Annotated in this window: 24 protein-coding genes; 12 read left to right on the top strand and 12 right to left on the bottom strand. The window is 61.8% G+C overall.

What is annotated here, in order from left to right; genetic code table 11:
- Positions 1-68 precede the first annotated feature (68 nt).
- From holA to leuS, 3 genes are all read right to left on the bottom strand, one after another.
- Entirely contained in the window at positions 69-1,106 is a 1,038-nt protein-coding gene (holA, locus tag LUB09_RS10975) for a DNA polymerase III subunit delta (protein WP_003237014.1), read from the bottom strand.
- Between the two features lie 39 nt (positions 1,107-1,145).
- On the bottom strand, positions 1,146-1,751 hold the full coding sequence (locus LUB09_RS10980; protein ID WP_209985169.1) for an LPS-assembly lipoprotein LptE: 606 nt from the start codon (positions 1,749-1,751) through the stop codon (positions 1,146-1,148).
- Positions 1,752-1,841: 90 nt separating this feature from the next.
- On the bottom strand, positions 1,842-4,448 hold the full coding sequence (leuS, locus tag LUB09_RS10985; RefSeq protein ID WP_209985166.1) for a leucine--tRNA ligase: 2,607 nt from the start codon (positions 4,446-4,448) through the stop codon (positions 1,842-1,844).
- A gap of 262 nt (positions 4,449-4,710) precedes the next feature.
- Between leuS and LUB09_RS10990 the strand changes: the two genes are divergently transcribed.
- A complete protein-coding gene (locus LUB09_RS10990) occupies positions 4,711-5,028 on the top strand; it encodes a hypothetical protein (protein ID WP_209985163.1) in 318 nt (105 codons plus the stop codon).
- Positions 5,029-5,100: 72 nt separating this feature from the next.
- Positions 5,101-5,862, top strand: coding sequence for a YdcF family protein (locus tag LUB09_RS10995; protein ID WP_209985159.1), 762 nt, complete (start codon positions 5,101-5,103; stop codon positions 5,860-5,862).
- Between the two features lie 124 nt (positions 5,863-5,986).
- Here the strand turns inward: LUB09_RS10995 and lnt are convergent, their stop codons facing one another.
- From lnt to miaB, 5 genes are all read right to left on the bottom strand, one after another.
- Positions 5,987-7,510 (bottom strand): apolipoprotein N-acyltransferase, encoded by a 1,524-nt coding sequence (gene lnt / locus LUB09_RS11000; protein ID WP_231422567.1) that lies wholly within the window; start codon positions 7,508-7,510, stop codon positions 5,987-5,989.
- A gap of 8 nt (positions 7,511-7,518) precedes the next feature.
- Entirely contained in the window at positions 7,519-8,358 is an 840-nt protein-coding gene (locus tag LUB09_RS11005; RefSeq protein WP_015373027.1) for an HlyC/CorC family transporter, read from the bottom strand.
- Positions 8,359-8,403: 45 nt separating this feature from the next.
- A complete protein-coding gene (ybeY, locus tag LUB09_RS11010; RefSeq protein WP_209985154.1) occupies positions 8,404-8,862 on the bottom strand; it encodes an rRNA maturation RNase YbeY in 459 nt (152 codons plus the stop codon).
- A complete protein-coding gene (locus tag LUB09_RS11015) occupies positions 8,855-9,859 on the bottom strand; it encodes a PhoH family protein (protein ID WP_231422568.1) in 1,005 nt (334 codons plus the stop codon). The genes ybeY and LUB09_RS11015 overlap by 8 nt, the downstream gene beginning before the upstream one ends.
- A 217-nt stretch (positions 9,860-10,076) precedes the next feature.
- The gene (miaB, locus tag LUB09_RS11020; RefSeq protein ID WP_209985149.1) at positions 10,077-11,405 is read right to left on the bottom strand and encodes a tRNA (N6-isopentenyl adenosine(37)-C2)-methylthiotransferase MiaB; all 1,329 of its coding nucleotides are present in this window, start codon (positions 11,403-11,405) and stop codon (positions 10,077-10,079) included.
- Positions 11,406-11,536: 131 nt separating this feature from the next.
- Between miaB and LUB09_RS11025 the strand changes: the two genes are divergently transcribed.
- From LUB09_RS11025 to LUB09_RS11060, 8 genes are all read left to right on the top strand, one after another.
- The gene (locus LUB09_RS11025; RefSeq protein ID WP_003194436.1) at positions 11,537-11,863 is read left to right on the top strand and encodes a DUF1820 family protein; all 327 of its coding nucleotides are present in this window, start codon (positions 11,537-11,539) and stop codon (positions 11,861-11,863) included.
- A gap of 105 nt (positions 11,864-11,968) precedes the next feature.
- A complete protein-coding gene (locus LUB09_RS11030; RefSeq protein ID WP_231422569.1) occupies positions 11,969-12,823 on the top strand; it encodes a MurR/RpiR family transcriptional regulator in 855 nt (284 codons plus the stop codon).
- 74 nt (positions 12,824-12,897) lie between these two features.
- The gene (locus LUB09_RS11035) at positions 12,898-14,175 is read left to right on the top strand and encodes an oxidoreductase (RefSeq protein WP_231422570.1); all 1,278 of its coding nucleotides are present in this window, start codon (positions 12,898-12,900) and stop codon (positions 14,173-14,175) included.
- Positions 14,120-14,953 carry a hypothetical protein gene (locus LUB09_RS11040; RefSeq protein ID WP_231422571.1) on the top strand — a complete coding sequence of 278 codons (834 nt, stop codon included), beginning with the start codon at positions 14,120-14,122 and terminating at the stop codon, positions 14,951-14,953. Before LUB09_RS11035 ends, LUB09_RS11040 begins: the two co-directional genes overlap by 56 nt.
- A 36-nt stretch (positions 14,954-14,989) precedes the next feature.
- On the top strand, positions 14,990-15,760 hold the full coding sequence (locus LUB09_RS11045; RefSeq protein ID WP_231422572.1) for a transporter substrate-binding domain-containing protein: 771 nt from the start codon (positions 14,990-14,992) through the stop codon (positions 15,758-15,760).
- 31 nt (positions 15,761-15,791) lie between these two features.
- Entirely contained in the window at positions 15,792-16,508 is a 717-nt protein-coding gene (locus tag LUB09_RS11050) for an ABC transporter permease (protein ID WP_231422638.1), read from the top strand.
- Positions 16,505-17,215 (top strand): ABC transporter permease, encoded by a 711-nt coding sequence (locus LUB09_RS11055; protein WP_231422573.1) that lies wholly within the window; start codon positions 16,505-16,507, stop codon positions 17,213-17,215. The genes LUB09_RS11050 and LUB09_RS11055 overlap by 4 nt, the downstream gene beginning before the upstream one ends.
- A 9-nt stretch (positions 17,216-17,224) precedes the next feature.
- On the top strand, positions 17,225-18,337 hold the full coding sequence (locus LUB09_RS11060) for a succinylglutamate desuccinylase/aspartoacylase family protein (protein WP_231422574.1): 1,113 nt from the start codon (positions 17,225-17,227) through the stop codon (positions 18,335-18,337).
- On the opposite strand, the gene LUB09_RS11065 is transcribed toward LUB09_RS11060, so the two are convergent.
- The 4 genes from LUB09_RS11065 to LUB09_RS11080 form a co-directional block, all read right to left on the bottom strand.
- Positions 18,319-18,903 carry a tetratricopeptide repeat protein gene (locus tag LUB09_RS11065; protein ID WP_231422575.1) on the bottom strand — a complete coding sequence of 195 codons (585 nt, stop codon included), beginning with the start codon at positions 18,901-18,903 and terminating at the stop codon, positions 18,319-18,321. The genes LUB09_RS11060 and LUB09_RS11065 overlap by 19 nt on opposite strands.
- A gap of 225 nt (positions 18,904-19,128) precedes the next feature.
- Positions 19,129-20,412 (bottom strand): glutamate-1-semialdehyde 2,1-aminomutase, encoded by a 1,284-nt coding sequence (hemL, locus tag LUB09_RS11070; RefSeq protein WP_209985144.1) that lies wholly within the window; start codon positions 20,410-20,412, stop codon positions 19,129-19,131.
- A gap of 17 nt (positions 20,413-20,429) precedes the next feature.
- The gene (gene thiE, locus LUB09_RS11075) at positions 20,430-21,053 is read right to left on the bottom strand and encodes a thiamine phosphate synthase (RefSeq protein ID WP_209985142.1); all 624 of its coding nucleotides are present in this window, start codon (positions 21,051-21,053) and stop codon (positions 20,430-20,432) included.
- 45 nt (positions 21,054-21,098) lie between these two features.
- Positions 21,099-21,896, bottom strand: coding sequence for a hydroxymethylpyrimidine/phosphomethylpyrimidine kinase (locus LUB09_RS11080; protein WP_231422576.1), 798 nt, complete (start codon positions 21,894-21,896; stop codon positions 21,099-21,101).
- A 274-nt stretch (positions 21,897-22,170) separates the two neighbouring features.
- Between LUB09_RS11080 and LUB09_RS11085 the strand changes: the two genes are divergently transcribed.
- A complete protein-coding gene (locus LUB09_RS11085; protein ID WP_231422577.1) occupies positions 22,171-24,564 on the top strand; it encodes a hybrid sensor histidine kinase/response regulator in 2,394 nt (797 codons plus the stop codon).
- Positions 24,565-24,668: 104 nt separating this feature from the next.
- A complete protein-coding gene (locus tag LUB09_RS11090) occupies positions 24,669-26,321 on the top strand; it encodes an acyl-CoA dehydrogenase family protein (protein WP_231422578.1) in 1,653 nt (550 codons plus the stop codon).
- Positions 26,322-26,407 lie beyond the last annotated feature (86 nt).

The raw sequence follows: 26,407 nt of genomic DNA on the forward strand, positions 1-26,407 counted from the left end.
AATAATCGGCCGAATCGGCGGGGCTGTAAAGCCTGAGAATTGTAAATACAGATCAAAATGCGGCGGGGTTATTCGGCGGGCAGTGTGAGGCGCTGGCCAGCCATCAACAGCGACAAACGGCTCAGACTCATCCACGGCGAGCCCGCCGCCTGGCCCTTGATCTGTGCATCGATACGCTGCGCCTCCAGCAACAATTGCGCCCAGCGTTGCGCCGTGTGCCGTTGCAGGGCTTTGCTCATCAGCGGCTTGCGCTTGTCCCACACCGGTGGGCGGGCCTGGCTGAAGCATTTGTCCAGTGGCGTGCCCTGGCTGTATTGCAGTGCGATATTGGCCAGTACCCGCAGCTCGCGGGCCAGGGCCCATAGAATCACCGGCGGCTCCACCCCTTCGCCGCGCAAGCCTTCGAGCATGCGCAGGGCATGGGCCGGCTCACCGTTGAGGATAGCGTCCACCAGCCCGAACACGTCAAAGCGCGCACTGTCGGCCACCGCACCTTGCACGGTTTCGACGGTGATCTGTCCGTCTTCAGCCATCAACTTGAGCTTTTCGATCTCCTGAGCGGCGGCCAGCAGGTTGCCCTCGACCCGCGCGGCAATCAGCTCCACAGCGTCTTGTGTCGCCGACAACCCTGACTGGGAAAGGCGTTGACGAATCCACTGCGGCAACTGGTTGCTGTCCACCGGCCAGATCTGGATGAACTGCGTCTGCGCGCCTTCCACCAGCGCCTTGCCCCACTTGGTTTTCTGCGCGCTGCCGTCGAGCTTGGGCAGGCTGATCAGCAGGACCGTGTCCTCGGCCGGCCGTGCGCAGTATTCCATCAGCGCCGCCGCGCCCTTGTCGCCGGGCTTGCCCGAGGGCAGGCGAAGTTCCAGCAGGCGCTTTTCGGCAAACAGCGACATGCTGGCGCCGGCTTGCAGCAACGTACCCCAGTCGAAACTGGCGTCGGCGCTGAACACCTGGCGTTCGTCGAAACCTTGCTGGCGCGCGGCGCTGCGAATGGCGTCTGCCGCTTCCTGGCACAGCAGCGGGTCATCGCCGCTGACGATGTACACAGGCGCAAGGCCACCTTGCAGGTGTTTGGCGAGTTGGGCGGGGGCGAGTTTCATAGGCGGGGCGAACGGGGCGCCTGGGGCGCCCCGTCTGGCTTACTCGACAGGGACTTCAACAGGCGATTGTTTCGGCGTGTTGTTTTCGTACTCTTGCGCAGCTTTCAAGGCATCGGCGTCAGCCTTGGCCTTGTCGTCAGCGCGTTGCTGCAATGTCTCAAGTTGTTGCGGGGTCAGAAGCGACAGGCGCAGGACCATGCGCTGGACCAGATCACGCCGCATTTCCTTGCGCACCTGAATGATTTGCGAGTCAGAACCTACCAGGTTATTGCCGTCGTGGCTGACGACCTTCTGTACCTGGATCTTGTCACCCATCAATGGCAGCTTGTCACGGCCCTGGATCTCGAAGGTCAGCTCGGTGCTCAGCTCGATGTCCGAGGCACGGCCGGCGCTGGCGTAGCTCAGGTTGCGCTGGGTGTCTCGCTCGTCGGCCAGGAACAGCTTGTAGGGCGCGCCGGTGTAGATGTGCACGCCGCTGCTTTCCATGACCTGACGCAATTGCGTCACAGTTTCGCCGTAGGCGTTGCGGGCGCTGACGTCCCATTCCTTGATCGCCAGTTCATTGGTGCCGGTGCCGCGCAACTGGAAGCCGCATGCGCTCAGCAGCACGGCAAGGCCCATCACCAGCAAATTGCGTTTGATCATTTTTGTTGCTCCCCTTGAAACCAGGCGGGCCTTATCGAGGCCCTGAAGGTTTAGTTCGGCGCAAGGCTCAAGCCTTGCGCCCGATCCGATTTAGCTGGCGACGATATTGACCAGTTTGCCCGGCACCACGATCACTTTGCGGATCGTCAGGCCTTCGGTAAAGCGCAGCACGTTCTCGTTGACCCGCGCCGCCGCTTCAACCTCTTCGCGACTCGCACTGGCGGGCATGTCGATCTGCCCGCGCAGTTTGCCATTGACCTGGATCACCAGTTGCAACGTGTCCTGCACCAGCGCGCTGTCATCCTGCACCGGCCACCGCGCATCGATGACTGCCTCGTTGTGGCCCAACCGGCTCCACAATTCATGGCTGATGTGCGGCGTGATCGGGGCGAGCAACAGGGTAACCGTTTCCAGGCCCTCCTGAATCAGTGCGCGATCCTGCTCGGTGGCTTGCGGGGCTTTTTCCAGCACGTTCATCAGTGTCATCACCTGAGCGATGGCGGTGTTGAACTTGTGGTTCTGGCCCACGTCCTGGCCGGCTTGCTTGATGGCCAGGTGGGTGCTGCGGCGAATGGCTTTCTGCTCGTCGCTCAGCGCGGCCACGTCCAGTTTGCCGGGCAGGCCCTGGCTGACATGGGCGTGGGCCAGGCGCCAGACGCGTTTGAGGAAGCGGTGCGAGCCTTCGACGCCGGAGTCGGACCATTCGGCGCTCATGTCCGGTGGCGATGCGAACATCATGAACAGGCGGCAGGTGTCGGCGCCGAACTGATCGATCATCGACTGCGGGTCGACGCCGTTGTTCTTGGACTTGGCCATTTTCTCGGTGCCGCCGATTTCCACCGGCAGGCCGTCGGATTTCAGTTTGGCGCTGATCACCTTGGCCTTGCTGTCACGCTCCAGTTCCACGTCCGCCGGGTTGAACCAGGTGTAGGCGCCATTGGCTTCGCGGCGATAGTAGGTGTCGGCGATCACCATGCCCTGGGTGAGCAGGTTCTTGAACGGCTCATCGGAACTCACCAGGCCTTCGTCACGCATCAGCTTGTGGAAGAAGCGCGCGTAGAGCAGGTGCAGGATGGCGTGTTCGATACCGCCGATGTACTGGTCCACCGGCAACCAATGGTCGGCTGCGGATTTTTCCACCAGGCCGCCTTCATAGTGCGGCGAGGCGTAGCGGGCGTAGTACCACGAGGACTCGACGAAGGTGTCCATGGTGTCGGTTTCACGCTTGGCCGGCGCGCCGCATTTGGGGCAGGCGCACTCGTAGAACTCGGGCATGCGGGCCAGTGGGGAACCGGCGCCATCGGGCACTACGTCTTCAGGCAGCACGACCGGCAACTGGTCTTCCGGTACCGGCACGTCGCCGCAGGTGTCGCAGTGGATGATCGGGATCGGGCAGCCCCAGTAGCGCTGGCGGCTGATGCCCCAGTCGCGCAGGCGGAACTGGGTGCGCGAGGCGCCGAGGTTTTTCTTGATCAGCGCCACTTCAATGGCATCGAAAGCGCCGGCGAAGTCCAGGCCGTCGAATTCGCCGGAGTTGATCAGCTCGCCGTGTTCGCCGTAGGCGTCCTGCCAGGGCGCCGGGTTGGTATCACCCGCGCTGGTGCGCACCACGGATTTGATCGGCAGGCTGTACTGGGTGGCGAATTCGAAATCACGCTCGTCGTGAGCCGGCACGGCCATGACGGCGCCATCGCCGTAGTGCATCAGCACATAGTTGGCGACCCATACCGGCAGCTTTTCACCGGTGAGGGGATGCTCGACGAACAGCCCGGTCGGCAGGCCTTTTTTCTCCTGGGTGGCGACGTCGGCTTCGGCCACGCTGCCGCCCTTGCACTCGGCGATGAACGCCGCAAGCTCGGGATTGTTCTGTGCGGCCTGGGTGGCCAGCGGGTGTTCGGCGGCCACGGCGACGTAGGTCGCGCCCATCAGGGTGTCGGGGCGGGTGGTGAAGACCTTGAGTGCGCCCGCTTCGCCGATGGACTCGACGTGATACGGGAACTGCACTTCCATGCCCTTGGATTTGCCGATCCAGTTGCGCTGCATGGTCTTGACCTGTTCAGGCCAGCCCGGCAGGTCGTCGAGGCTCGACAGCAACTCATCGGCGTAGGCGGTGATCTTGAAGTAGTACATCGGGATCTGGCGCTTTTCGATGACCGCGCCGGAACGCCAGCCGCGACCGTCGATCACCTGCTCGTTGGCCAGTACGGTCTGGTCGACCGGGTCCCAGTTCACGGTACCGTTCTTGCGGTAGATCACGCCTTTTTCGAACAGGCGGGTGAACAGCCATTGTTCCCAGCGGTAGTAGTCCGGCTTGCAGGTGGTCACTTCGCGGGACCAGTCCACCGCCAGGCCCAGGCTGCGCAGCTGGGTCTTCATGTAGGCGATGTTTTCGTAGGTCCACTTGGCGGGCGCCACGTTGTTCTTCATCGCGGCGTTTTCCGCCGGCATGCCGAAGGCGTCCCAACCCATGGGTTGCAGGACGTTCTTGCCGAGCATGCGCTGATAGCGCGAGATCACGTCGCCGATGGTGTAGTTACGCACGTGCCCCATATGTAGCTTGCCGCTGGGGTAAGGGAACATCGACAGGCAATAGTAAGTCTCCTTGCCTGGCTGTTCGCTGACTTCGAAGGACTTTTGCGCGTCCCAGAAGGTTTGTGCGGCATTTTCTATTTCACGGGGCTGGTAATGTTCGTGCATGGCTACTTTTGAACTGAATAGGGGTGGCCTAATCCTCTTCGGTGCAGCGTTAGGGCTGAGCGACACCGATGCGCGGCGCGTGCATGCCCAAACCCTGCGGGAAGTGGAGTTACAGGAAGCGCCGTAGCATACATGACCCCACTCTATCGAGGGAAACCCTGATTGCGCACGCCAGGCCGTCTGTCGCGGCGTCAGGCAGGCCCGGCCACTGGGTCTACGCTGTTGAGTGGGGAGCGAGTCTTATCTTCAATGAGGTGAGGGGATGGTCAAATCGCAGCGAATGTTAACCAAACCGGATGTCTACCAAGGACTGATCGACCGCTTGGGTCGTGCGTTGGATGCCGCCAGCACCGCGGGTCGATTGCGTGATGAACGCCCCGTCGAGCTGGAGCTGCGTGGCCTGAGCCGCGCAGAGCTGGAACTGATCAAGGCTTACCTGGAAAAAAACGAACGCTCGACGCCTGGCCGTGTGGCTTCCCCGCCACCAAGCGCGCCGACACAGTCGGCGAAGGTGGTGTGGCTCAAGGATGCAGCGCGCGAGCGCGGTCCGGCAACCCATCGGGCGGACCGGTTCAAGTGATGCACCCCCCATGTGAAGCTTTGCGCTGAACCCTGATACACCTTAGGCTTCGGGCATCCATGGAGATGCTCGATGCCTATTCGCTATTTCATTAAACAACTGTTGCTGCCGCCTGGCATTCTCTTGCTGCTGCTGGCCCTTGGCTGGTGGTTGCGACGCACACGCCCGCGCCTTGCCGGCTGCTGTTTTGCCCTGGGGTTGGGCGGGCTGTGGCTGATGAGCCTGCCGGTGGTGGTGGAGTGGAGTGCACGGGCGCTGGAGACCGTGCCACCTTTGGCCCGTGAGGACTGGTCTACCCTGGCTCAACGGGCAGATGCCATTGTGATCCTCGGTTCTGGACGCGAACGCGGTGACCCTGCGTGGGGTTCGGACCAGCCGACGGGTATCGGCCTGGAGCGTCAGCGTTATGCGGCGCGATTGGCCAAGGCATCCGGCCTGCCTGTGCTGACAACCGGTGGCCTGCACTACGACACGCCGCCCAGCGAGGCGGAACTGATGGCGGTTTCAATGCAGGATGATTTTGGCGTCACGGTGCGCTGGAAGGAGGAACGCAGCCGAACCACCTGGGAAAACGCGCAGATGAGCGCCGCGATCCTGTTGCCCCAAGGCATCAAGCGCGTGGTGGTGGTCACTCAAGCCTGGCACATGCCGCGCTCGGTGTGGAGCTTTGAAAAGGCGGGCTTTACCGTGGTGCCGGCGCCGGTGGGCTTTCTTGGCGTGGACAATGCGCGGCCACTGGGTGGCTGGATGCCGGAGTTCAAGTCGATATGGCAGAGCGGGTATTTGTTGAATGAGGCGGTGGGGCAGGTGGGGTATCGGTTGTTTTACAAGTAACGCCACCGATCTGAATGTGGGAGGGGGTTTGCTCCCGATAGCGGTGTTTCAGTCAACAGCTACATTGACTGACCCACTGCAATCGGGAGCAAGCCCCCTCCCACATTGGTTTTGGGTGGGTCGGCTAGACGGCTTTGGACATTCGGCCCGCCAGCAACGCCCAGCCAAACAGCACCAGACACACAATGATCAACGGCCACGAGCGCCATTGCAGATAGGGCGTGAGCTGGTGCATCGGCACCACTTCGCCATAGAGAATGCCACGCTCGAACTGTGGAATCTGCGCGGTGATCTGCCCGAACGGATTGATCAGCGCGGTCACGCCGTTGTTGGTGGCGCGGATCATCCAGCGACCTGCCTCCAGAGCACGCATCTGCGCCATTTGCAGGTGCTGCAACGGGCCGATGGAGCGGCCAAACCAGGTGTCATTGCTGATGGTCAGCAGCAAGTCGCTGCGGGCCGACAGGCCGGCGGCAAATTCCGGGTACACCACTTCGTAGCAAATGAACGGTGCAATCTGGTAGCCCTTGGCCTGCAACAGCGGCTGGTCTGCCGGTCCACGGGCGAAGTCCGACATCGGCAGGTCAAAGAACGCAATCAGGCCGCGCAGCATGTCCTGCAGCGGCACGTACTCGCCGAAGGGCACCAGCTTCTGCTTGAGGTAGGTGCCGTCGCCTTCGCCCACCACGGTGATGCCATTGAAATAGCGCTTTTCGTGGCGCACCTCCTGGCGGATCGGTACCCCGGTGATCAGCGCGGTATGCCGGTCGGCGGCAAACTTGCCCATCATGCCCAGGTAATCTTCGACGGATTCCTTGAGCACCGGCACCGCCGTTTCCGGCCATACCAGCAGGTCAACCGGCCTGGAACTCAAGCTCATGTCGCGGTACAGCGCGAGCTGGGCCGTCAGCTGTTGCGGGTCCCACTTCATGCTTTGTTCGATGTTGCCCTGGATCGCGGCCACGCTCAGCGGTGCGCCGGAGGGCGTGGTCCAGGCGTGATGCTTGAGTGCCAGGCCGATTGCCCACGGCGCGACCAGTAACGCCAGGCCTGCGCCGATGAAGGCATTGCGTTTGGTCGCCAGCAGGCGCGGCAGGTTGCACAACAGCGCCGCCGTCAGCGCCAGCGCGAACGAAATCAGCCACATCCCGCCCATAGGCGCCAGGCCGGTGAGCGGGCCGTCCAGTTGGCTGTAGCCGGAGTACAGCCACGGGAAACCGGTGAGGAACCAGCCACGAAACGCTTCCTGGCCGACCCACAATGCGGCAAAGGTCAGCGCGTCCGCCAGCGGCGCTTCATTGCGGCGCAGCCAGCGCGCCCACAGCCAGGCGGGCAGGGCGAAGAACCAGGCGATTGCGGCGGTGAACAGCAGCATCAGGAAACCCGCCAGCAGCACCGAAGCGCCGCCGAAGTGGTGGATGCTGTAGTAGATCCAGCTGGTGCCGGCGCCGAACAGACCGAAGCCGAAACACCAGCCACGGCCCAGGGCCTGGCGTGGGCTCAGGCCCCGCAGCCCGACATAGAACACGCCGACCGCCACCAGTGCAAACGGCCACAGGTCGAACGGCGCCAGCGCCAGAGTAGTGATGGCGCCGGCCACCACGGCCAGCAAGTTACCGGGCCAGCCGGGTGCGATCAAACGGCGCATGTCAGTCCTTAGCGGGCAATCGGAGTCAGGCGGATCAAGTGGATGCGGCGGCTATCGGCATTCAGGATGCGGAAGCGGTACGCGCCAATCTCGGTGGTTTCGTTACGTTTTGGCAGATGCCCGAACGCACTCATCACCAGGCCGCCGACGGTGTCGAATTCATCGTCGGAGAATTCGCTGTCGAAGAACTCGTTGAAGTTCTCGATCGGCGTCAGTGCCTTGACCAGGAAATCACCGCTGGGCAGCGGTTTGATGTAGCTGTCTTCTTCGACGTCGTGTTCGTCTTCGATGTCGCCGACGATCTGCTCGAGCACGTCTTCGATGGTCACCAGGCCCGCAACGCCGCCGTATTCGTCGATCACAATGGCCATGTGATTGTGGTTGGCGCGAAACTCGCGCAGCAGCACATTCAGGCGCTTGGATTCAGGCACGAAGGTGGCCGGCCGCAGCAGGTCCTTGATATTGAAGTTGTCGCCGTTCTCCTTGAGGATCAGCGGCAGCAGGTCCTTGGCCAGCAGGACACCCATGACGTCGTCATGGCTTTCACCGATCACCGGGTAGCGCGAGTGCGCCGAGTCGATCACGGCCGGGAGGAACTCCCGTGGGGTCTGGGTCGCCTTGATGCTGATCATCTGCGAGCGCGGCACCATGATGTCGCGGACCTGCAGGTCAGCCACCTGGATGGCGCCTTCGACGATGGCCAGCGCTTCGCTGTCCAGCAACTTGTTCTGGTGGGCCTCGCGCAGCAGCTCCAGCAGCTCCTGGCGGTTTTTCGGCTCGTGGGCAAAAGCCTGGGTCAATTTACCCAGCCATGACTTCTGCCCGTTGCTCGATCGGTCTTCGCTCATAGCGATTACTCTGAATCCTTTATCGTTACAGTTAGTAGGTGATGTTCAAGCTTCGTCATCTGCATACGGGTCCGGATGGCCCAATTCTGCAAGCAACGTTCGTTCCAGTGCTTCCATTTCTTCGGCTTCGTCATCGTCAATATGGTCGTAACCCAAGAGATGCAAGCAGCCATGAATGACTAGATGGGCCCAGTGGGCCTCAAGTTCCTTGCCTTGCTCCTGCGCCTCACGCTCGACCACCGCGACGCAGATCACCAGGTCGCCCAGCAAGGGGATGTCCAGCAGCTCGTCGGGCACGTCGGCGGGGAAGGACAGCACGTTGGTCGCGTAGTCCTTGTGGCGCCAGGTGTGATTCAGCTCGCGGCCTTCGGCTTCGTCCACCAGGCGGATGGTCAACTCCGAGTCGGCGCTGCGCTGGCGCAGGGCCAGGGCGCACCAGGTGCGAAATTGCGCTTCGCTGGGGGCGGGCGCGTCGGTCGCCAGCTGCAGGTCGAGCTCAAGCATCGCGGCGCGTGTCCCTGGTCAGGCCGTCGTCGCGGTGTTCGAAGCGCTCGTAGGCTTCGACGATGCGCTGCACCAGCGGGTGACGCACCACATCCTTGGGCATGAAATGCGTAAAGCTGATGCCGGGCACGTCCTTGAGCACCTCGATCACCTGGCCCAGGCCTGACTTGGTGCCCTTGGGCAGGTCGACCTGGGTGATGTCGCCGGTGATCACGGCAGTGGAGCCGAAACCGATACGGGTGAGGAACATCTTCATCTGTTCGACGGTGGTGTTCTGGCTTTCGTCGAGGATGATGAAGCTGTTGTTCAAAGTGCGTCCGCGCATGTAGGCGAGCGGGGCGATCTCGATCACCTGGCGTTCGATCAGCTTGGCCACGTATTCGAAGCCGAGCATCTCGTAGAGCGCGTCGTAGAGCGGGCGCAGATAGGGGTCGATCTTCTGGGCGAGGTCGCCGGGCAGGAAGCCGAGCTTTTCGCCGGCCTCGACCGCCGGGCGCACCAGCAGGATGCGGCGCACTTGCTCGCGCTCCAGCGCGTCGACGGCGCAGGCCACGGCCAGGTAAGTCTTGCCGGTGCCGGCCGGGCCGATGCCGAAGTTGATGTCGTTGCCGAGGATTTCCTTGACGTACTTCTGCTGATTCAAGCCGCGCGGGCGAATCATGCCTTTTTTGGTACGCAGGGCCACGCTGGCTTCGGCCACGGGATTGTTGGCCAGGTCTTCCACCGCCGACTCCTGCAGGTACAGGTGCACGGTTTCCGGCGACAGCTCGCTGCCTTTGGTCTCGCGGTAGAGCCGGCGCAGCAGGTTTTCTGCCGAGGTGGTGTGCTGGGGTTCACCAATGAGCTCGAACTGATTGCCGCGATTGCGGATCTCGATGCTCAGGCGTTGTTCGATCAGGCGCAGGTGCTCGTCGAATTGTCCGCACAGATTGGCGAAGCGGCGAGCCTCAAACGGCTCGAGGATAAAACGATGGGGTTCTACTGTAGGTGCGTTCAAGGTCGCTTTTAGCCGCCCTTTGGCTGTTGAGGTGAAGGAGAGGATAGCGCCAGTGACTGGTGTGCGAAAGCACTTACGTCGTCGGAGTGTTGCACGGTTCAAATGTGGGAGGGGCCTTGCCCCCGATGGCTGAGTGTCAGTCAGTAGATTTGAGACTGATGAACTGCCATCGGGGGCAAGCCCCCTCCCGCATTTTGAGCAGCGGTGATTTGACTATTTATTGAATCAGCGACCCGCGCAGCGAGTGCGGCTGCGCCGCATCAATGTGCACATCGGCGAACTGGCCGATCAGCATCGGGTTGTCGCAACGGAAGTTGACGATCCGGTTGTTCTCGGTACGGCCCTGCAATTCGCCCGGGTCTTTTTTCGAGTAATCGGTGACCAGAATCCGCTGGGTGGAGCCGACCATTTGTCGGCTGATCTCGAAACCCTGCTGGTTAAGCCGATGCTGCAGCGCATTCAGCCGTTCCTTTTTCAGCGCTTCCGGTGTTTCGTCCAGCAGGTCGGCGGCCGGTGTGCCGGGGCGTTGGCTGTAGACGAACGAGTAGGAAAAGTCAAAACCCACGTCCTCGATCAGCTTCATGGTCTGCTGGAAGTCTTTCTCGGTTTCGCCGGGGAAACCCACGATAAAGTCCGAGCTGATGCAGATGCCCGGCACCGCCGCGCGCAGTTTGCGCAGTTTGGATTTGTATTCCAGGGCGGTGTGGTTGCGTTTCATCGCCGACAGGATGCGGTCCGAGCCCGATTGCACTGGCAAGTGCAGGTGCTTGACCAGTTCCGGCACCTCGGCATGCGCCTGGATCAGGCTGTCGGAAAATTCCAGCGGGTGCGAGGTGGTGTAGCGAATGCGCTCGATGCCATCCACCGCCGCCACGACGCGGATCAGCTCGGCGAGGTCGGCCAGGCGACCGTCGTGGGTGTGGCCGCGATAGCCGTTGACGTTCTGGCCCAGCAGGGTCACTTCACGCACGCCGTTTTCCGCCAGGTGGATGATTTCCGCCAGCACATCGTCAAACGGTCGGCTGACTTCTTCGCCACGGGTGTAGGGCACCACGCAGAAGGTGCAGTATTTGCTGCAGCCTTCCATCACCGACACGTAGGCGCTCGGCCCATCGATGCGCGGTTCGGGCAGGTGGTCGAATTTTTCGATCTCGGGGAACGACACGTCCACCTGCGGCAGCTTGGTAATGCGCGCGGCGTCGATCATTTCCGGCAGGCGGTGCAGGGTCTGTGGGCCGAATACCACGTCGACATAGGGCGCGCGGTCGCGAATGGCCGCGCCTTCCTGGCTGGCCACGCAACCGCCGACGGCGATCACCATGTCCGGGTTGGCCAGTTTCAGCTCACGCCAGCGGCCCAGCTGCGAGTACACACGGTCCTGTGCGCGTTCGCGGATCGAGCAGGTATTGAGCAGGATCACGTCGGCATCTTCGGCGCGGGCGGTGACTTCCAGGGCCTGGTGTTCGCCCAGCAGGTCGACCATGCGCGAGCTGTCGTACTCGTTCATCTGGCAACCGTGGGTTTCGATATAGAGCTTCTTGGCCATGGGAATCGTCAACTGGTGGTAAAGAACCGCGCATTATAGGGGGCATGCCCATTGGTTCCTAGCGTTGTGCATCGGGTGCCATGCTATAGTTCGCGCCCTCTTTTATATCCGCGATGTGTTGCTCGCCCACCATGACCAAACGTGAAGCTCCAATCTACAAGGTGATTTTCCTCAACCAGGGCCAGGTGTTCGAAATGTACGCCAAGCAGATCTATCAAAGTGATCTGTGGGGCTTCCTGGAGGTGGAAGAGTTCGTCTTTGGCGAGCGCACGCAGTTGGTCGTCGACCCGGGCGAGGAAAAACTCAAGGCGCAGTTTGAAGGCGTGGTGCGCAGCTTTGTGCCGATGCATTCGATTGTGCGCATCGATGAAGTCGAGCGCCTGGGTACGCCGAAGATCAGCGAGGCGCGCGGCACCAGCAATGTGATGCCGTTTCCGATGCCGATGCCGGAGAAGTAACACTGCGCTGGTGATGGGATTTTGTAAGACGCTTCTGAAACTTTTCAGTCGCGGTTGACGGCTTGACAGAAAAATAGCAGTTTGTGCCCATGCAGAGAGGACGCCATGAGCACATCCATAAAAAAATCCCTCGAACAACAATTGTCATCCAGGTCCCAGGCTTATCGGGCGCTGGCGGCCTATATCCTGGCGAACCTCAAAGACCTGCCGTTCGAGAATTCGGCGCAGGTGGCGCACAAGCTCCAAATCAGCGAGTCCACCGTCGGCCGATTCTGCCGGGCGTTGGGCTACAAGCATTTCAAAGACCTTAAACACGAACTCAAAGACGACCTGGGTGACAGCCCGTGGCTGATCGGCGACCGGCTGCGCGTATTCCAGGCAGAAGGCGACGCCAACCCGCTGGCCAACAGCCTGCAACTGGAGATCGCGGCGTTGGTGAGGGTCTACGAGTACACCCGCACCGAGTCTTGGCGCGTGGTGACATCAAGGCTGGCGCAAAGCCGGCAGGTTTTTGTCGCCGGTTTCGGCACCGAGCGGGGCATCGCCTGCTCCATGGCCCACATGTTGCAATACCTGCGCACAGGCGTGCATCTGGTGGACGGTGCGTCAGGGCATTTCGGCGAGGTGTTGCTGGCGCCGTCTGCCGATTCAATGCTGATCGTCTATGAGGCGCGACGCCATTCCCGCCAGTCTTTACTGCTGTGCCAGGCGGCACGCAAACGCGGCATTGCGGTCACGCTGATAACCGACAACTTTTGTGAGTGGGCTGAGCAGAACGCTAACGAAGTGTTTCGGGTGTCGACCGAGTTTGATTTGTTATGGGACTCGACGGCCACCATGTTATCGCTGACTCACTTATTGATTAACGCTATGTCCAAACAACTGGGACCCGAGATGGAAGGGCACTTGAATGCGATCGCTCAGTTGCATCAGGCGTTTGTGGGTTACACCCAGCGTTGACCGCTTAAGCGTTATTTAACTAACGCTTTTTATTTAACTGTCATTAGCGAACTTATTGGTTCGGGAGTAGCCCTGTGCGCGATCCTCGGTATGACATTCTTTTTGAGCCGGTACACATAGGGCCGGTTCGCACCCGTAATCGCTTTTACCAAGTGCCGCACTGTAATGGCATGGGCCATGTGCACCCCTCGGCCATGGCCGCCATGCGTGGGGTCAAAGCCGAGGGGGGTTGGGGGGTGGTGTGTACGGAGGAGTGCGAGATCAGCCCGCTGAGCGAATTTTCGCCCTATATAGAAGCGCGCTTATGGGATGAGCGCGACATCCCGGCGCTGGCGAAAATGTGTGAGGCGGTCCATCTGCATGGCTCATTGGCTGGCGTCGAACTTGCGTTCAATGGCTATTCGGCGCCCAATCGCTATAGCCGCGAAATCCCCTGGGCGCCTTCCAATACACCGGTGCGTGGTTACGACCCGGTGCAAGCCCGGGCCATGAGCCGTGCCGATATCAAGCAACTGCGCCAGATGCATCGCGCTGCTGCGTTACGGGCACGCCAGGCGGGTTTCGACATTATCTACGTGTATGCCGGCCACGACCTTGGCCTGCCGTTCCACTTTCTGACCCCACGCAATAACCGGCGCACCGATGAGTACGGTGGGGTGTTGGAGAATCGTGTACGGCTGTTGCGTGAGTTGATTGAAGATACCCGCGATGCGGTGGGTGATTGTTGCGCAGTCGCCGTGCGGCTGGCAGTGGATGAACAGGTCGCTGGCGGGCTGGCCTGCGAGGGCGAAGGCCGCGAGATTTTTTCGCTGTTGGCAGAGCTGCCGGACCTGTGGGATGTCAACGTTGCCGACTGGTCCAACGACAGCGTGACCTCACGGTTTGCCCCTGAAGGTTTTCAAGAGGCGTTCCTGCTCGGGCTCAAAGCGCTGACCACCAAGCCGGTGGTGGGCGTGGGCCGGTTTACCTCACCGGACACCATGGTCTCATTGGTGCGTCGAGGGGTGTTGGACCTGATCGGCGCTGCCCGTCCCTCGATTGCCGATCCCTTCTTGCCAAAGAAGATAGAGGAAGGGCGTCTGGAGGAGATTCGCGAATGCATCGGCTGCAACGTCTGTGTCAGTGGTGACCACACCAGCACGCCGCTGCGCTGCACGCAAAACCCCACCCTGGGTGAAGAGTGGCGGCGCGGCTGGCACCCCGAGTCGTCACCCCGTGCGCATAACCCTGCGCGCGCTGGTGGTCGGGGCAGGGCCTGCCGGCCTGGAATGCGCGCGGATACTGGGCGCGCGGGGCATGGAGGTGGCGCTGGTCGAAGGCACGCGCACGCTGGGCGGGCGCGTGTCTCTTGAAGCCAGGCTGCCGGGGTTGGCGAGTTGGTCACGGGTGCTCGACTACCGGCTGGACGCCCTCAGCCGATTGCCTTGCGTAGAGATATATCGAGAAAGTCAGCTACAAGCCCAGGACGTGTTGGACTTCGCCGCCGCCCACGTTTTTATCGCCACCGGTTCGCGCTGGCGCACCGATGGTCTGGGGCGTGCATTGCGCCAGGCCTTGCCGGGGTTGGAACATCTGCCGGTATTGACCCCGGATGATCTGCTGGCCGGGACGGTCCCTGCTTCACCGGTGCTGCTGTTCGATGATGACCACTACTACATGGGCAGTGTGTTGGCAGAGCAGTTGGTAGCGCAGGGCGTGGAGGTGATCTTTGTCACCCCGGCGCCGGATGTGGCGACCTGGACCCATAACACGCTTGAACAACACCGCATCCAGCGTCGCCTGCTGGAACTCAATGTCACGATCATCGCCTCCCACTCGCTGGCGGCGGTGACGCCAGAAGGTGCGGTTGCCAGTTGCATGTACACCGGCCGGCCCAGGTTCATTCCCGTGGCGTCGTTGTTGCTGGTCACCTCCCGTGAGCCTGAGCAAGGCCTGTACCAGGCACTCAACGAGGCAACGGAGCAACGTTTTGAGGCGGGGATTGAATCGGTCGCATTGGTGGGGGACTGCCTGGCGCCTGGAACCATTGCGGCTGCCGTGTATTCAGGGCATCGGCTGGCGCGTGAGTTTGATGCGCCCGTCGGCTCGTTGGTCATGCGTCGCGAAATTCCGCATTTAGAGGTGTTGTAACGTCCTGCTGTGCAAACAATAACAAGGAATAAAATAATGAAAAAAATAGTTCTGATGTTATCGGTGTTGGCCTTCGTCGTAGTGAGCAACTCGGTGTTCGCCAACAACTATGAGGTCATACGCTTCGGTGCTGACCCTAACTACGCGCCTTTTGCCTATAAAGACAATACCGGTACTTTGGTCGGTTTCGAGATTGATATTGGTAACGCCATCTGCGCGCATTTGAACGTGCGCTGCCACTGGGTCGAAAGTGATTTTGACGGCCTGGTTCCCAGCCTCAGGGCCGGCAAGATCGACGCCATACTGGCGTCGGTAACCGTGACCGAAGCGCGGCGCAAGATCATCGACTTCTCTTCGGAAGTTTTCTCCAGCCCCTCCGCCATGGTGTTCAAGACCGGCACCGACCTTGGCGACGCCAAGGGCAAGTCCGTGGGGTATTTGCAGGGCAGTACTCAGGAAGCCTACGCCAAGCGCGTGTTGGCCCCTAAGGGCATGAAAGTGGTGGCCTACGCCGATCAGGAACAGGTTTACGCCGACCTCGTGGCGGGTCGGCTTAACGCTTCGTTGCAGGACGCCCAACAGGCGCAAAGTGGCTTTTTGCGTTCGCCCCAGGGTGCAGGTTTCGAATTGGGCAAGGTCATAGAAAGCGAGCTGATGCCTTCCATGAGCGCCATTGGCATCGCCAAGGGCAATCAGGCGCTGAAGACCCTGCTGGATCAGGGCCTGGCAGCGCTGCATGCCGATGGCACCTATGCTCGCCTGCAAGAACAATATTTCCCAGGCGTCGATATGTTCAGCGGCAACTGACCGCCCGCCATCACATTTGGAGGGCGTCGTCATGCTGGAGAACGTTGCGCGCTTTGTCGCGACCCTGGAGGGTTTTGCGCCCTTACTGTTGCAAGGCGTATGGGTGACCCTGAAGCTGGCGTTGTTATCGCTGTTGCTGGGGCTGATCTTCGGCCTGCTCGGGGCGGGTGCCAAGCTGTCACGCGTCAGGGCTTGGCGTGTTTCAGCACAGGTCTACACCACCTTGATCCGTGGGGTGCCGGACCTTGTGTTGATGCTGCTGATCTTTTACGGCGTGCAAACCGCTGTGAGCCGGCTGACGGCTGTGATGGGCTGGGCCTACCTTGAAATCGACCCTTTGACTGCGGGCGTACTGACGCTGGGGTTTATCTACGGTGCTTATTTTACCGAGACCTTTCGTGGCGCCTTGTTGGCGGTGCCACGTGGGCAGGCACTGGCGGCCAAAGCGCTGGGTATGAAGCCCAGCCAAAGCTTCATCTACATAACCTTTGCTCAGATGATGCGCTTCGCCTTGCCGGGGCTTGGCAATAACTGGATGGTCTTGCTCAAGGCGACCGCGTTGGTGTCGATTATCGGTTTGGCAGACTTGGTCAAGGTGGCTCAGGTGGCTGGCAAAAGCAGCCAGCAGCTATTGAGCTTTCTGTTGCTGGCGGGCTTTATTTATCTGCTCCTCAGCAGCGTATCCAATGCAGTGCTGCGCTGGCTTGAGCGTCGTTACGGCGGTGCAAAGCAGGAGGCGCAGCGATGATTGAACTGATGCAGGAATATTGGCGGCCGTTTCTCTATTCCGACGGTCAGCAAATCACCGGCCTGGCCATGACGCTGTGGCTCACCAGTGCTTCGTTATGCCTTGGGCTGCTAGTGGCGTTGCCGTTGTCGATTGCCCGGGTTTCAACCCGCGCGTGGGTACGTTGGCCGGTGCAGGGCTTCACTTATCTGTTTCGGGGAACGCCGCTCTATGTACAGTTGCTGGTCTTTTACACCGGCATATACAGCCTGGCGGCTGTGCGCGAACAGCCGCTTCTGAACGCTTTTTTCCGTGATGCGCTGAACTGCACACTGCTGGCCTTTGCCCTTAACACGGGCGCCTACACCACAGAAATCCTCGCCGGTGCCATCCGCTCCATGCCGCGCGGTGAAGTAGAGGCCGCCAGGGCGTTAGGGTTCGACGGCTGGAAGCTCTACACCTATCTGATCATGCCGTCGGCCCTGCGCCGTTCGTTGCCGTACTACAGCAATGAGGTGATTTTCATGCTGCACTCCACCACGTTGGCGTTCACCGCCACGGTCCCCGATGTGCTGAAAGTGGCCAGGGATGCCAATGCCGCGACCTTTCTGACGTTCGAGTCCTTCGGCATCGCCGCGGCTATTTATCTATGCATCACCTTCGCTCTGGTCGGCCTTTTTCACCTGGCCGAAAAGCGTTGGCTGAGATTTCTAGACCCAAGCCGATAGGAGGTCGTCATGTATGAACGCGTGCATCAATTGCCAGCAACCGTGCCGGGTACGACGCGGCAGATCCATAGTTTTCACTACGGCCCGGCCAATGGCGTGGGCAAGGTCTATATCCAGTCTTCCCTGCATGCCGATGAGCTGCCGGGGATGTTGGTGGTATGGCATCTCAAGCTAGAATTGTTGCGGTTGGAGGCTGCGGGTCTATTGCGCGGTCAGGTGGTGCTGGTGCCGGTGGCCAACCCCATGGGGCTGGAGCAAGTGTTGATGGATGTGCCTCAAGGCCGTTTCGATTACGACAGCCGGGAGAACTTCAATCGGCACTTCCTTGATGTCAGCCGGCAGGTAGGTGATGCCGTCGAGGCGCGGCTGACCGATGACCCCGAGGAAAACTTGCGGTTGATTCGTTCGGTGCTGGTGCGGGTGCTCGCCAGCCAGGTGCCCGCCAACCAGGTACAGGCCATGCGCCTGACGCTTCAGCGCCTGGCCTGCGATGCCGATATCGTGCTCGACTTGCATTGTGATTTCGAGGCCGTGCAGCATCTGTATGTGTCGCCGGTTTGCTGGCCGCAAGTGGAACCTCTGGCCCGTTACCTGGGGGCACAAGCGTGCTTTATGGCGACAGACGCCGGTGGGCAGTCCTTCGATGAGTGCTTCAACTTGTTTTGGCAGCATATGGAGGCGCGTTTCCCGCAACGTGTGGCGCCGCCCGGTTTTGCTGTAACGCTGGAGCTGCGCGGTGTGGCCGACGTGAGTGATGAGCTGGCCGATCAGGATTGTCAGGGCTTGATTGACTACCTCACGCACGCGGGCATTATCGAGGGCCAGGCGCCTGAACTGCCGCCATTATTGAACCCGCCCACGCCGCTGGCCGGCGTTGAGCCCGTCGTCAGCCCGGTGGGCGGTTTGATCGTGTTTTGTGCGCAGGTCGGGGATTATTTGAGCGCGGGGCAAGTCGTGGCACACATCATTGACCCGATCAGCGACAGCGTGACGGCCATTGCCTGTACTCGAGCAGGTTTACTGTATGTGCGGTCACTAAGGCGCATGGCCACTAGCGGCATGACGATTGCGCATGTTGCCGGTGCAGACGCCTACCGACAGGGCTACCTGTTGTCGCCCTGAGGCGCGATTGGGTCGGGCAGGGGCGAGAAGGGCGAACGCCCATCGGCACTCTGCAATTCCTGCAAATAATTGCGGAAAATCTGCCCCAGCACCTGGGTCGCCACCTCCAGCTCATCGCGCTGCATGTGTTCGGCCACTTCGTCGGCGGTATCCAGCGCATCTTCGGCGCCGTTGACCGCAGCCATCTTCAGCACGATATACGCCTGAATGTTATTGGCCGGCACGCCCTCACCCTTGAAGAACATGTTGCCGAGCTGAAACTGCGCCTGGGCATGGCCTTGCAACGAGGCTTTCTCGAAGTAGCTCAAGGCTTTGTTGAGGTCCACGGCGGGGTTTTTGCTGTCGTGGTAGAACTCGCCCAACTCGTATTGCGCTTGCGCGTCCCCGTCATCCGCCTGCTTTTGGCACGCGCTCAGGGCTTCGGCCTGGCCGTCCGGCTGGGTATTGAGGGTGCAACGACCCATCGCTGGAATTAACAACGAGTTGCCGCCTGCCTGGGCATGTGCCAGCAGCGGCTGAATGAGCAACAGGCAGCCCAGAACCAGGGTGCGGCCGGTGCGTTTCATGGGAATCGACTTACCTCTGACGGGGCGCGCGGACCCTCGTGGGATCCAATAAGCGCGCATTATGAAATAAGCAGGCCTCTGCTTACAAAGTCTTTACTCGTTTTTCTGCTGCTTGGGCAAGTTATCTGCCGGATTGCAGGTTAAATCTCGAAAAAAGTAAGAAATCTCTGTAGGCAAAGTAGCAATCTGACGCCGCTGTAGGCAACGTCAGACGGCTGTGCGGGTTTATTTCAGGGCGGCGAAAGCGCGCTCGGCAGCCTCCAGGGTGAGTTTCAATTCCGCGTCACCGTGGGCAATCGAAGTGAAGCCCGCTTCGAAGGCACTCGGCGCCAGGTACACGCCACCGTCCAGCATCAGGTGGAAGAAGCGCTTGAACAGATCGGCGTCGCTGCCCATGACGTCATCAAAGGTGACGATATCGTCGGCGCCGCTGAAATACAGGCCGAACATGCCGCCGGCCTGGGTGGTGACGAACGGAATGCCAGCGGCATCGGCGCGCACCTGCAGGCCGTCGAGCAGGCGGGTGGTGTAGTCGGTCAGCTCCGCGTGAAAGCCCGGGCGGCTGATCAGGCGCAACGTGGTCAGGCCGGCGGCCATGGCCAACGGGTTGCCCGACAGCGTGCCAGCCTGGTACACCGGGCCCAGCGGCGCAATGTGCTGCATGATGGCGCGCTTGCCGCCAAAGCAGCCCACCGGCATGCCGCCGCCGATGATCTTGCCAAACGTGCTCAGGTCCGGCGTAACGCCGTAATGGGCCTGGGCGCCGCCGAGGGCCACACGGAAACCGGTCATCACTTCGTCGAAAATCAGTACCACGCCGTGCTTGTCGCACTGTTCGCGCAGGCCTTCGAGAAAGCCCGGCGCCGGCGGCACGCAGTTCATGTTGCCGGCGACCGGCTCGACGATGATGCATGCCACTTCCTGGCCGACTTCGCTGAGCATCTGCTCGACCGCGCCGATGTCGTTGAATGGCAGGGTCAGGGTGTGTTTGGCGAACGCCGCCGGTACACCCGCCGAACTCGGCACGCCCTGAGTCAGTGCGCCCGAGCCGGCCTTGACCAGCAGGCTGTCGGAGTGGCCGTGGTAGCAGCCTTCGAACTTGATGATGCTGTCGCGGCCAGTGAAACCACGGGCCAGGCGGATCGCGCTCATGGTGGCTTCGGTGCCGGAGCTGACCATGCGCACCATCTCCATCGACGGCACGATGGAGCAGACCAGGTCCGCCATCTCGGTTTCCATGGCGGTCGGCGCGCCGTAGGACAAACCGTGTTGCAACTGCTGGCGCACGGCGTCGAGCACGTCGGGGTGGCTGTGGCCGAGGATCATCGGGCCCCACGAACCCACATAATCGACGTAGCGCTTGTCATCTTCGTCGGTGACGTAGGCACCTTCGGCGTGCTTGAAGAACAGCGGGGTGCCGCCCACGCTCTTGAACGCACGCACGGGGGAGTTCACGCCGCCGGGGATGTGTTTCTGGGCATTGGCAAACAGGGTTTCGGAACGGGACATGATGAGTCTCTCTGCAATCAAATCTTGAGAAGGGCGTTGAAGGCACGGGCGCGGCGCGTGACTTCCTGGGTGCTGTCGGCACCAAACAGACCATGGACCACGGCCAGCAGGTCGGCCCCGTGGGCCACCAGCGGTTCGGCGTTGTCGAGGGTCACACCGCCGATCACGCAGATCGGCAACTGCAGACGCTTGCGCGCCTGGGCGAGCATGTCGACGGTGGCGGCCGGGGCGCCGGGCTTGGTGCTGGAATTGAAGAAGCGGCCAAAGGCGACGTAGCTGGCGCCTTCCTTGGCGGCCTGCTCGGCCAGTTCGATCTGGCTGTGGCAGGTGGCGCCGATGATCGCTTTGGAGCCGAGCAGGGCGCGCACCGGGGCCAAAGGACCGTCGGTCTGGCCCAGGTGCACACCGACGCCCAAGCGTGCGGCCAGTTCGGCGTCGTCATTGATGATCAGGCGGGTCTTGTAGCGCGAGCAGAGTTCGTGGAGTTTCTCCGCTTCGCGCAGGCGCCGGGCCTCGTCGCTGCTTTTGTCGCGGTACTGCAACAGGGTCACACCGCCCTCCAGCGCCGCTTCGACGTAGGCGAGGAATTTACCGGCCAGCAATTGGCTGTCGGTAATGGCGTAAAGGCCACGTAGTTTCATCGAGCAGGCCTCTCGGTGTTGCGAATTGATGTTGCGAGATTGATATTACGAACAGAAATCCAGCGGCAATCGGCGCGGTACGAACTGGCCCTGGCCGAGTTGTTCGGCGTCACGCAGGGTGCGCCAAGTGTAGTTGAGCGCTGATTGCACGGCGCTGACCAGGCCTTCGCCGTGGGCCAGCCGGCCACTGAGCGCACTGGCCAGCGTGCAGCCCGAACCGTGATAGCTGCCGGGCAGGCGCTGGCAGGTAAAGGTCTGGCGCGTGCCGTCACGGCTGTACAGGCGGTTATGCACTTCATGCTCGTCGCCATGGCCGCCGGTGATCAGCAGATGCCGGACAAACGGCAACAGCTTCTCGGCGCAGTCGTCGGCGCTGCCGTCCGGCAGTTCGGCGAGGATGCGCGCTTCGGGCAGGTTGGGCGTGGCGATCAGCGACAGCGGCAACAGGCGCTCGCGCATCGCGTAACCGACTTCGTCCTTGCCCAGGCTGCCGCCGCCGCCGGCCCGCAGCACCGGGTCGCAAACCACCGGCAGGTGCGGGTGCGCCTGCAGCAGCTCGACCACGGTGTCGACCATCGCGGTGGAACCGAGCATGCCCAGCTTGACCGCCGCCACTTCGGAGTCGCTGAGCACGGCGTTGGCCTGGGCCAATACCCACTCGCGGTCGAGTACGCGGAAATCGCTGACATTGACCGTGTTCTGCACGGTCAGGGCCGTGACGGCCGGCGCCGCATGGCAACCCTGGGCGAGCAGGGCTTCGATATCTGCCTGCAGGCCGGCGCCACCACTGGGATCATGGCCGGAGAGACAGAGAACAACAGGGCGAGAGCTGTAGATATTCATGGTGCGCGAGCTTACCACCAAACGCTTTTTGCGTGGCCGTCGGGCGATGGCTGAATTTTGCGCAAGGGCGTCGTTTTTTTGGCGCTTGAAGGCGTCCAAAAAATGGCTGAGAAGCCTGTCCCAGAGCCTTTCAGAATAACGTGCCAATAGTGTCCAATGGCCTTTAGCGGCTATGCTAGAGTGGATTCAAACAACTTAATGTATCGCCGGTATGCGTCTACTCAAAAGGATGGGGGGCTTATTGACCTGACCGGACAGGCCACGCTGGGGCTCTATGCGCTATTTGCTGATTGTATTGTTATGCGGGCTGCCGATGCTCGCCAGCGCCATCGAGTTCACTCAGGACACGCGCAGCCTGCCGCTGGGCAGGGCGCTGCAAGTGCTCGAAGACCCCACCGACGTACTGACCATCGCCGATGTCATCGCGCCCTCCGCGGCCGCGCGGTTCAAGCCCCATGACAAAGACACCCTCAACGCCGGCTATTCGCGTTCGGTGTTCTGGCTCAAGGTCGACTTGCAGTATGTGCCATGGCTCGTCGATGCCCAGCGCACCTGGCTGCTGGAGCTGGCCTACCCGCCCCTGGACCACCTCGACCTCTACCTGCCTGACCACACCGGTCACTATCGCCTGGCCGGCCGCACCGGTGACGCGTTGCCTTTTTCGAACCGCGAGATTCGCCAGAACAACTACCTGTTCAAACTCGACTTCGCCCCCGGCGAACGGAAGACCGTCTACCTGCGCCTGCAAAGCGAAGGCTCGATCCAGGCGCCGCTGACGCTGTGGTCCAGCACCGCGTACCTTGAACAACAGCCACTGCGCCTGTACGTGTTGGGCCTGATCTACGGCGTGCTGCTGGGCATGCTGGTGTACAACCTGTTCATCTACCTGAGCGTGCGCGACACCAGCTACCTCTATTACATTCTCTATATCGCCGCGTTCGGCATGTACCAACTGTCGGTGAACGGCGCGGCGGTCGAATATTTCTGGCCGAACAGCCCGTGGTGGGCCAATGCGGCGACGCCGTTTCTGATCGGCTGCGCGGCATTGTTCGGCAGCCTGTTCACGCGCAGTTTCCTCAGCACCGCCGAGCACAGCCGCTGGATCAATCGCCTGCTGCTGACGCTGGTGGGCTGCGGCGCGGTGGTTATGCTGCTGTCGCTGATGACCAGCTACGCCCTCGCGTTGCGCCTGGCCACCGGCCTCGCGCTGGTGTTCACCGTGACCATCTTTGTCGCGGCCATCAAGGCGTGGTACTGCGGCCAGCGCGTGGCGCGCTATTTCATCATCGCCTGGTCGGCCTTCCTGCTGGGCGGGGTGGTCAATACGCTGATGGTGCTGGGCTACCTGCCCAATGTGTTCCTCACCATGTACGCCAGCCAGATCGGTTCGGCCATTGAAGTGTCATTGCTGTCGCTGGCCCTGGCCGACCGCATCAACGCCATGCGCGAGCAGCAGGCGCAGATTCTGCTCGACGCCAGCCAGACACTCGAAGGGCTCAACCAGCAACTGGCCCGCAGCAACCTTCTCAAGGACGAATTCCTCGCCACCCTGACCCACGAACTGCGCACCCCGATGAACGGCGTGATCGGCTCACTGGAGCTGATGCACACCCAACCGCTGACGGAGGAACTGGCGCATTACCATCAGACTGCCGCCGGATCGGCACGGGACATGATGCGCATGGTCAACGGCATCCTCACCCTCACCGAACTGCAGGCCGGGCGCCTCCGCCCGCAGCCCCGCGCATTCAGCCTGCGTGGCACGCTCGAGACCTTGCGCCAGCAATTCAGCGTCAGTGCGCAGAGCCGGGGCCTGGCGTTTACCGTGGACGTAACCGACGACCTGCCGGACCGGCTGATCGGCGACCCCGACAAACTGGTGCAGTGCCTCGATTGCCTGCTGGACAACGCGTTCAAGTTCACTCATCACGGCTCCGTGCGCCTGCGTGTAGTGGGCGTGCCCCACGGCGACGGCCGCCTGCGCCTGAGCTTTATCGTCACCGACACCGGCATCGGTTTCGCCTTTCTCGAAGAGGCCACCCTGTACCAACGCTTCTTCCAGCTCGACGGCTCGATGACCCGTGAATACGGCGGCCTGGGCATCGGCCTGGCGATCTGCCGGCAACTGATCGAGTTGCAGGGCGGGCGCCTGACCCATCATTCCGAGCCGCGCAAGGGCAGCCGCTTCCAGCTGGACGTGGAACTGGACAGCGTGAGGCCAGACCCCGACGCCGTGCGCTCGGGCAAGGAGCGCTCCGCCAATGAGTGCGCGGTGCTGCTGGTGGACGACAACAGCGTTGGCCAATTGGCCGTGCGCGGCATGTTGCTCAAGCTCGGTTACCGGGTGAAAACCGTGGACAGCGGGCCGATGGCGCTGGCGGCCCTGCAGGCCGAGCGTTTTGACGCGGTATTGCTGGACGTGCCTGAAGGCGGTTTCTCGTTGTGCTGTCAGATCCGCGCACTGCCTGGCTGCGGCGAGCTGCCGGTGATTGCCCTGGGTGGGTCATCCAGCGCACCGGAACGCGAACATTGTCATGGCGTCGGTATCACTGAACGACTGGTCAAACCGGTGCGTTTCGACGTTCTGCAGACGGTACTGGAACGCCGCGTGTTACGCGCACAGGAGGGCGAAGGCGCCGTGCAATCGGCGGGTATGCCACTTTTTTAAGCACAGTGACGATGCTTAACTGAAAAGCATTGGGCCTCATCGAGCTGCCTCTTGAACTGCCGGAGGGCGGCGATCGACATGGGCCTTTTTTCCAGGAGGCCTTGATGAACCTGCATCAGTTTGCCGAAACCCACGACGTCACCAATCAGCCGCCGTCCCTGGACGGCATCAACCTGTACCGCATCGACCTGCCTTTGCAGGACTGGTCACGCCGCTTTGGTGCCGGCTGGGCGCAGCCGCGCATCGATGCCTATGGCGCGCTGGCCGGTGGTCCGTTGATGGAGGCCGGGTTCCTGGCGAACCAGAACAAGCCGGTGTTCAGCAGCCATGATCGTTATGGCCATCGTATCGACCTGGTGGAGTTTCATCCGGCCTATCACCAATTGATGCGCACCGCCGTTGAACACGGCCTGCCGTCGCTGCCGTGGGCTCACCCGCAAGACGGCGCTCACGTGGCCCGCGCCGCGATGACCTACCTGCACACCCAGGCGGAAGCCGGCACCGGTTGCCCGCTGACCATGACCTTCGCCAGCGTTCCGGCCCTGCGCCTGCAGCCGGAGCTGGCGCAGGCCTGGTTGCCGAAAATCCTCAGCACCGACTACGACGGGCGCAACGTCGGCATGGCCCACAAGGCCGGCGTCACCCTCGGCATGGCCATGACCGAAAAACAGGGCGGCACCGACGTGCGCGCCAACACCACCCACGCCTATCCGGTGGGCGCCGGCGGGCCCGGGCAAGCCTATGAGCTGGTGGGCCACAAGTGGTTCTGCTCGGCGCCGATGTGCGATGCCTTTCTCACCCTGGCCCAGACCGACAAGGGCCTCAGCTGTTTCCTGCTGCCACGCCACCGGCCGGACGACACGCGCAATGAGTTCTATATCCAGCGCCTGAAAAACAAACTGGGCAATTGCTCCAACGCCTCCAGCGAAGTGGAGTTTCGCGGCGCGCTGGCGTGGATGGTCGGCGAAGAGGGGCGTGGCGTGCCGACCATTATCGAGATGGTTGCCATGACCCGCTTCGACTGCATGGTCGGCTCCAGCGCCCTGATGCGCCAGGCGCTGACCCAGGCCAGCCATCATTGCGCCCATCGCCGCGTGGGCGGTCGCGTGCTCAGCGAGCAACCCTTGATGCAGAACGTGCTGGCCGACCTGGCCCTGGAAAGCGAGGCGGCCCTGGCGTTGAGCCTGCGCATGGGCCGCGCCCTGGATCACCTGGGCGATGAACACGAAGCGCGGTTCGCCCGGCTGGTAACGGCGGTGGGCAAGTATTGGATCTGCAAGCGCGCGCCGGCGATGATCAACGAAGCGGCTGAGTGCATGGGCGGTGCCGGCTATGTGGAGGACAGCATCCTGCCGCGCCTGTACCGTGAGGCACCGGTGAATTCGACGTGGGAAGGTTCCGGCAACGTGCAATGCCTGGACGTGCTGCGCGCGCTGTCCAAGGAGCCGGGTGTGCTGGAGACGCTGTTTGTCGAACTCGGCGATGGGCATGGCGACAGGCAGTTGGCGCGGCATATCCAACAGTTGAAGACCGCGTTTATGGACACTCAGGACATTCAATACCGCGCGCGGCAATTGACCGAAGACATCGCCGTGGCATTGCAGGCCAAGTTGCTGCTGGAGGCGGGGAATGCGGCGGTGAGTGAGGGGTTTATTGCCAGCCGGTTGGGTGAGTCGTCCGCGCGCGTTTACGGCACATTGCCGCGTGGGGTGGAGGTAGAAGCGATTGTTGCGCGCTCAACCCCCCAATCGGTCTGACTGCAAGCGGTCAAAGTGTGGGAGGGGGCTTGCTCCCGATAGCGGTGCATCAGCTACAGCCAGGCTGATTGACACACTGCAATCGG

The sequence above is a fragment of the Pseudomonas sp. Leaf59 genome, assembly GCF_920984685.1.
Lineage (GTDB): Bacteria > Pseudomonadota > Gammaproteobacteria > Pseudomonadales > Pseudomonadaceae > Aquipseudomonas.

Excerpts from the sequence above, each read along its gene's own strand:
- holA (WP_003237014.1), bottom strand. The coding sequence starts at position 1,106 with ATGAAACTCGCCCCCGCCCAACTCGCCAAACACCTGCAAGGTGGCCTT.
- ybeY (WP_209985154.1), bottom strand. The coding sequence starts at position 8,862 with ATGCTTGAGCTCGACCTGCAGCTGGCGACCGACGCGCCCGCCCCCAGC.
- leuS (WP_209985166.1), bottom strand. The coding sequence starts at position 4,448 with ATGCACGAACATTACCAGCCCCGTGAAATAGAAAATGCCGCACAAACC.
- LUB09_RS11080 (WP_231422576.1), bottom strand. The coding sequence starts at position 21,896 with ATGAATATCTACAGCTCTCGCCCTGTTGTTCTCTGTCTCTCCGGCCAT.
- LUB09_RS10980 (WP_209985169.1), bottom strand. The coding sequence starts at position 1,751 with ATGATCAAACGCAATTTGCTGGTGATGGGCCTTGCCGTGCTGCTGAGC.
- LUB09_RS11050 (WP_231422638.1), top strand. The coding sequence starts at position 15,792 with ATGCTGGAGAACGTTGCGCGCTTTGTCGCGACCCTGGAGGGTTTTGCG.
- LUB09_RS11025 (WP_003194436.1), top strand. The coding sequence starts at position 11,537 with ATGACCAAACGTGAAGCTCCAATCTACAAGGTGATTTTCCTCAACCAG.
- LUB09_RS11040 (WP_231422571.1), top strand. The coding sequence starts at position 14,120 with ATGGAGGTGGCGCTGGTCGAAGGCACGCGCACGCTGGGCGGGCGCGTG.
- LUB09_RS11085 (WP_231422577.1), top strand. The coding sequence starts at position 22,171 with ATGCGCTATTTGCTGATTGTATTGTTATGCGGGCTGCCGATGCTCGCC.
- miaB (WP_209985149.1), bottom strand. The coding sequence starts at position 11,405 with ATGGCCAAGAAGCTCTATATCGAAACCCACGGTTGCCAGATGAACGAG.
- LUB09_RS11090 (WP_231422578.1), top strand. The coding sequence starts at position 24,669 with ATGAACCTGCATCAGTTTGCCGAAACCCACGACGTCACCAATCAGCCG.
- LUB09_RS11045 (WP_231422572.1), top strand. The coding sequence starts at position 14,990 with ATGAAAAAAATAGTTCTGATGTTATCGGTGTTGGCCTTCGTCGTAGTG.
- LUB09_RS10995 (WP_209985159.1), top strand. The coding sequence starts at position 5,101 with ATGCCTATTCGCTATTTCATTAAACAACTGTTGCTGCCGCCTGGCATT.
- lnt (WP_231422567.1), bottom strand. The coding sequence starts at position 7,510 with ATGCGCCGTTTGATCGCACCCGGCTGGCCCGGTAACTTGCTGGCCGTG.
- LUB09_RS11060 (WP_231422574.1), top strand. The coding sequence starts at position 17,225 with ATGTATGAACGCGTGCATCAATTGCCAGCAACCGTGCCGGGTACGACG.
- hemL (WP_209985144.1), bottom strand. The coding sequence starts at position 20,412 with ATGTCCCGTTCCGAAACCCTGTTTGCCAATGCCCAGAAACACATCCCC.
- LUB09_RS11030 (WP_231422569.1), top strand. The coding sequence starts at position 11,969 with ATGAGCACATCCATAAAAAAATCCCTCGAACAACAATTGTCATCCAGG.
- LUB09_RS11055 (WP_231422573.1), top strand. The coding sequence starts at position 16,505 with ATGATTGAACTGATGCAGGAATATTGGCGGCCGTTTCTCTATTCCGAC.
- thiE (WP_209985142.1), bottom strand. The coding sequence starts at position 21,053 with ATGAAACTACGTGGCCTTTACGCCATTACCGACAGCCAATTGCTGGCC.
- LUB09_RS11065 (WP_231422575.1), bottom strand. The coding sequence starts at position 18,903 with ATGAAACGCACCGGCCGCACCCTGGTTCTGGGCTGCCTGTTGCTCATT.
- LUB09_RS11005 (WP_015373027.1), bottom strand. The coding sequence starts at position 8,358 with ATGAGCGAAGACCGATCGAGCAACGGGCAGAAGTCATGGCTGGGTAAA.
- LUB09_RS10990 (WP_209985163.1), top strand. The coding sequence starts at position 4,711 with ATGGTCAAATCGCAGCGAATGTTAACCAAACCGGATGTCTACCAAGGA.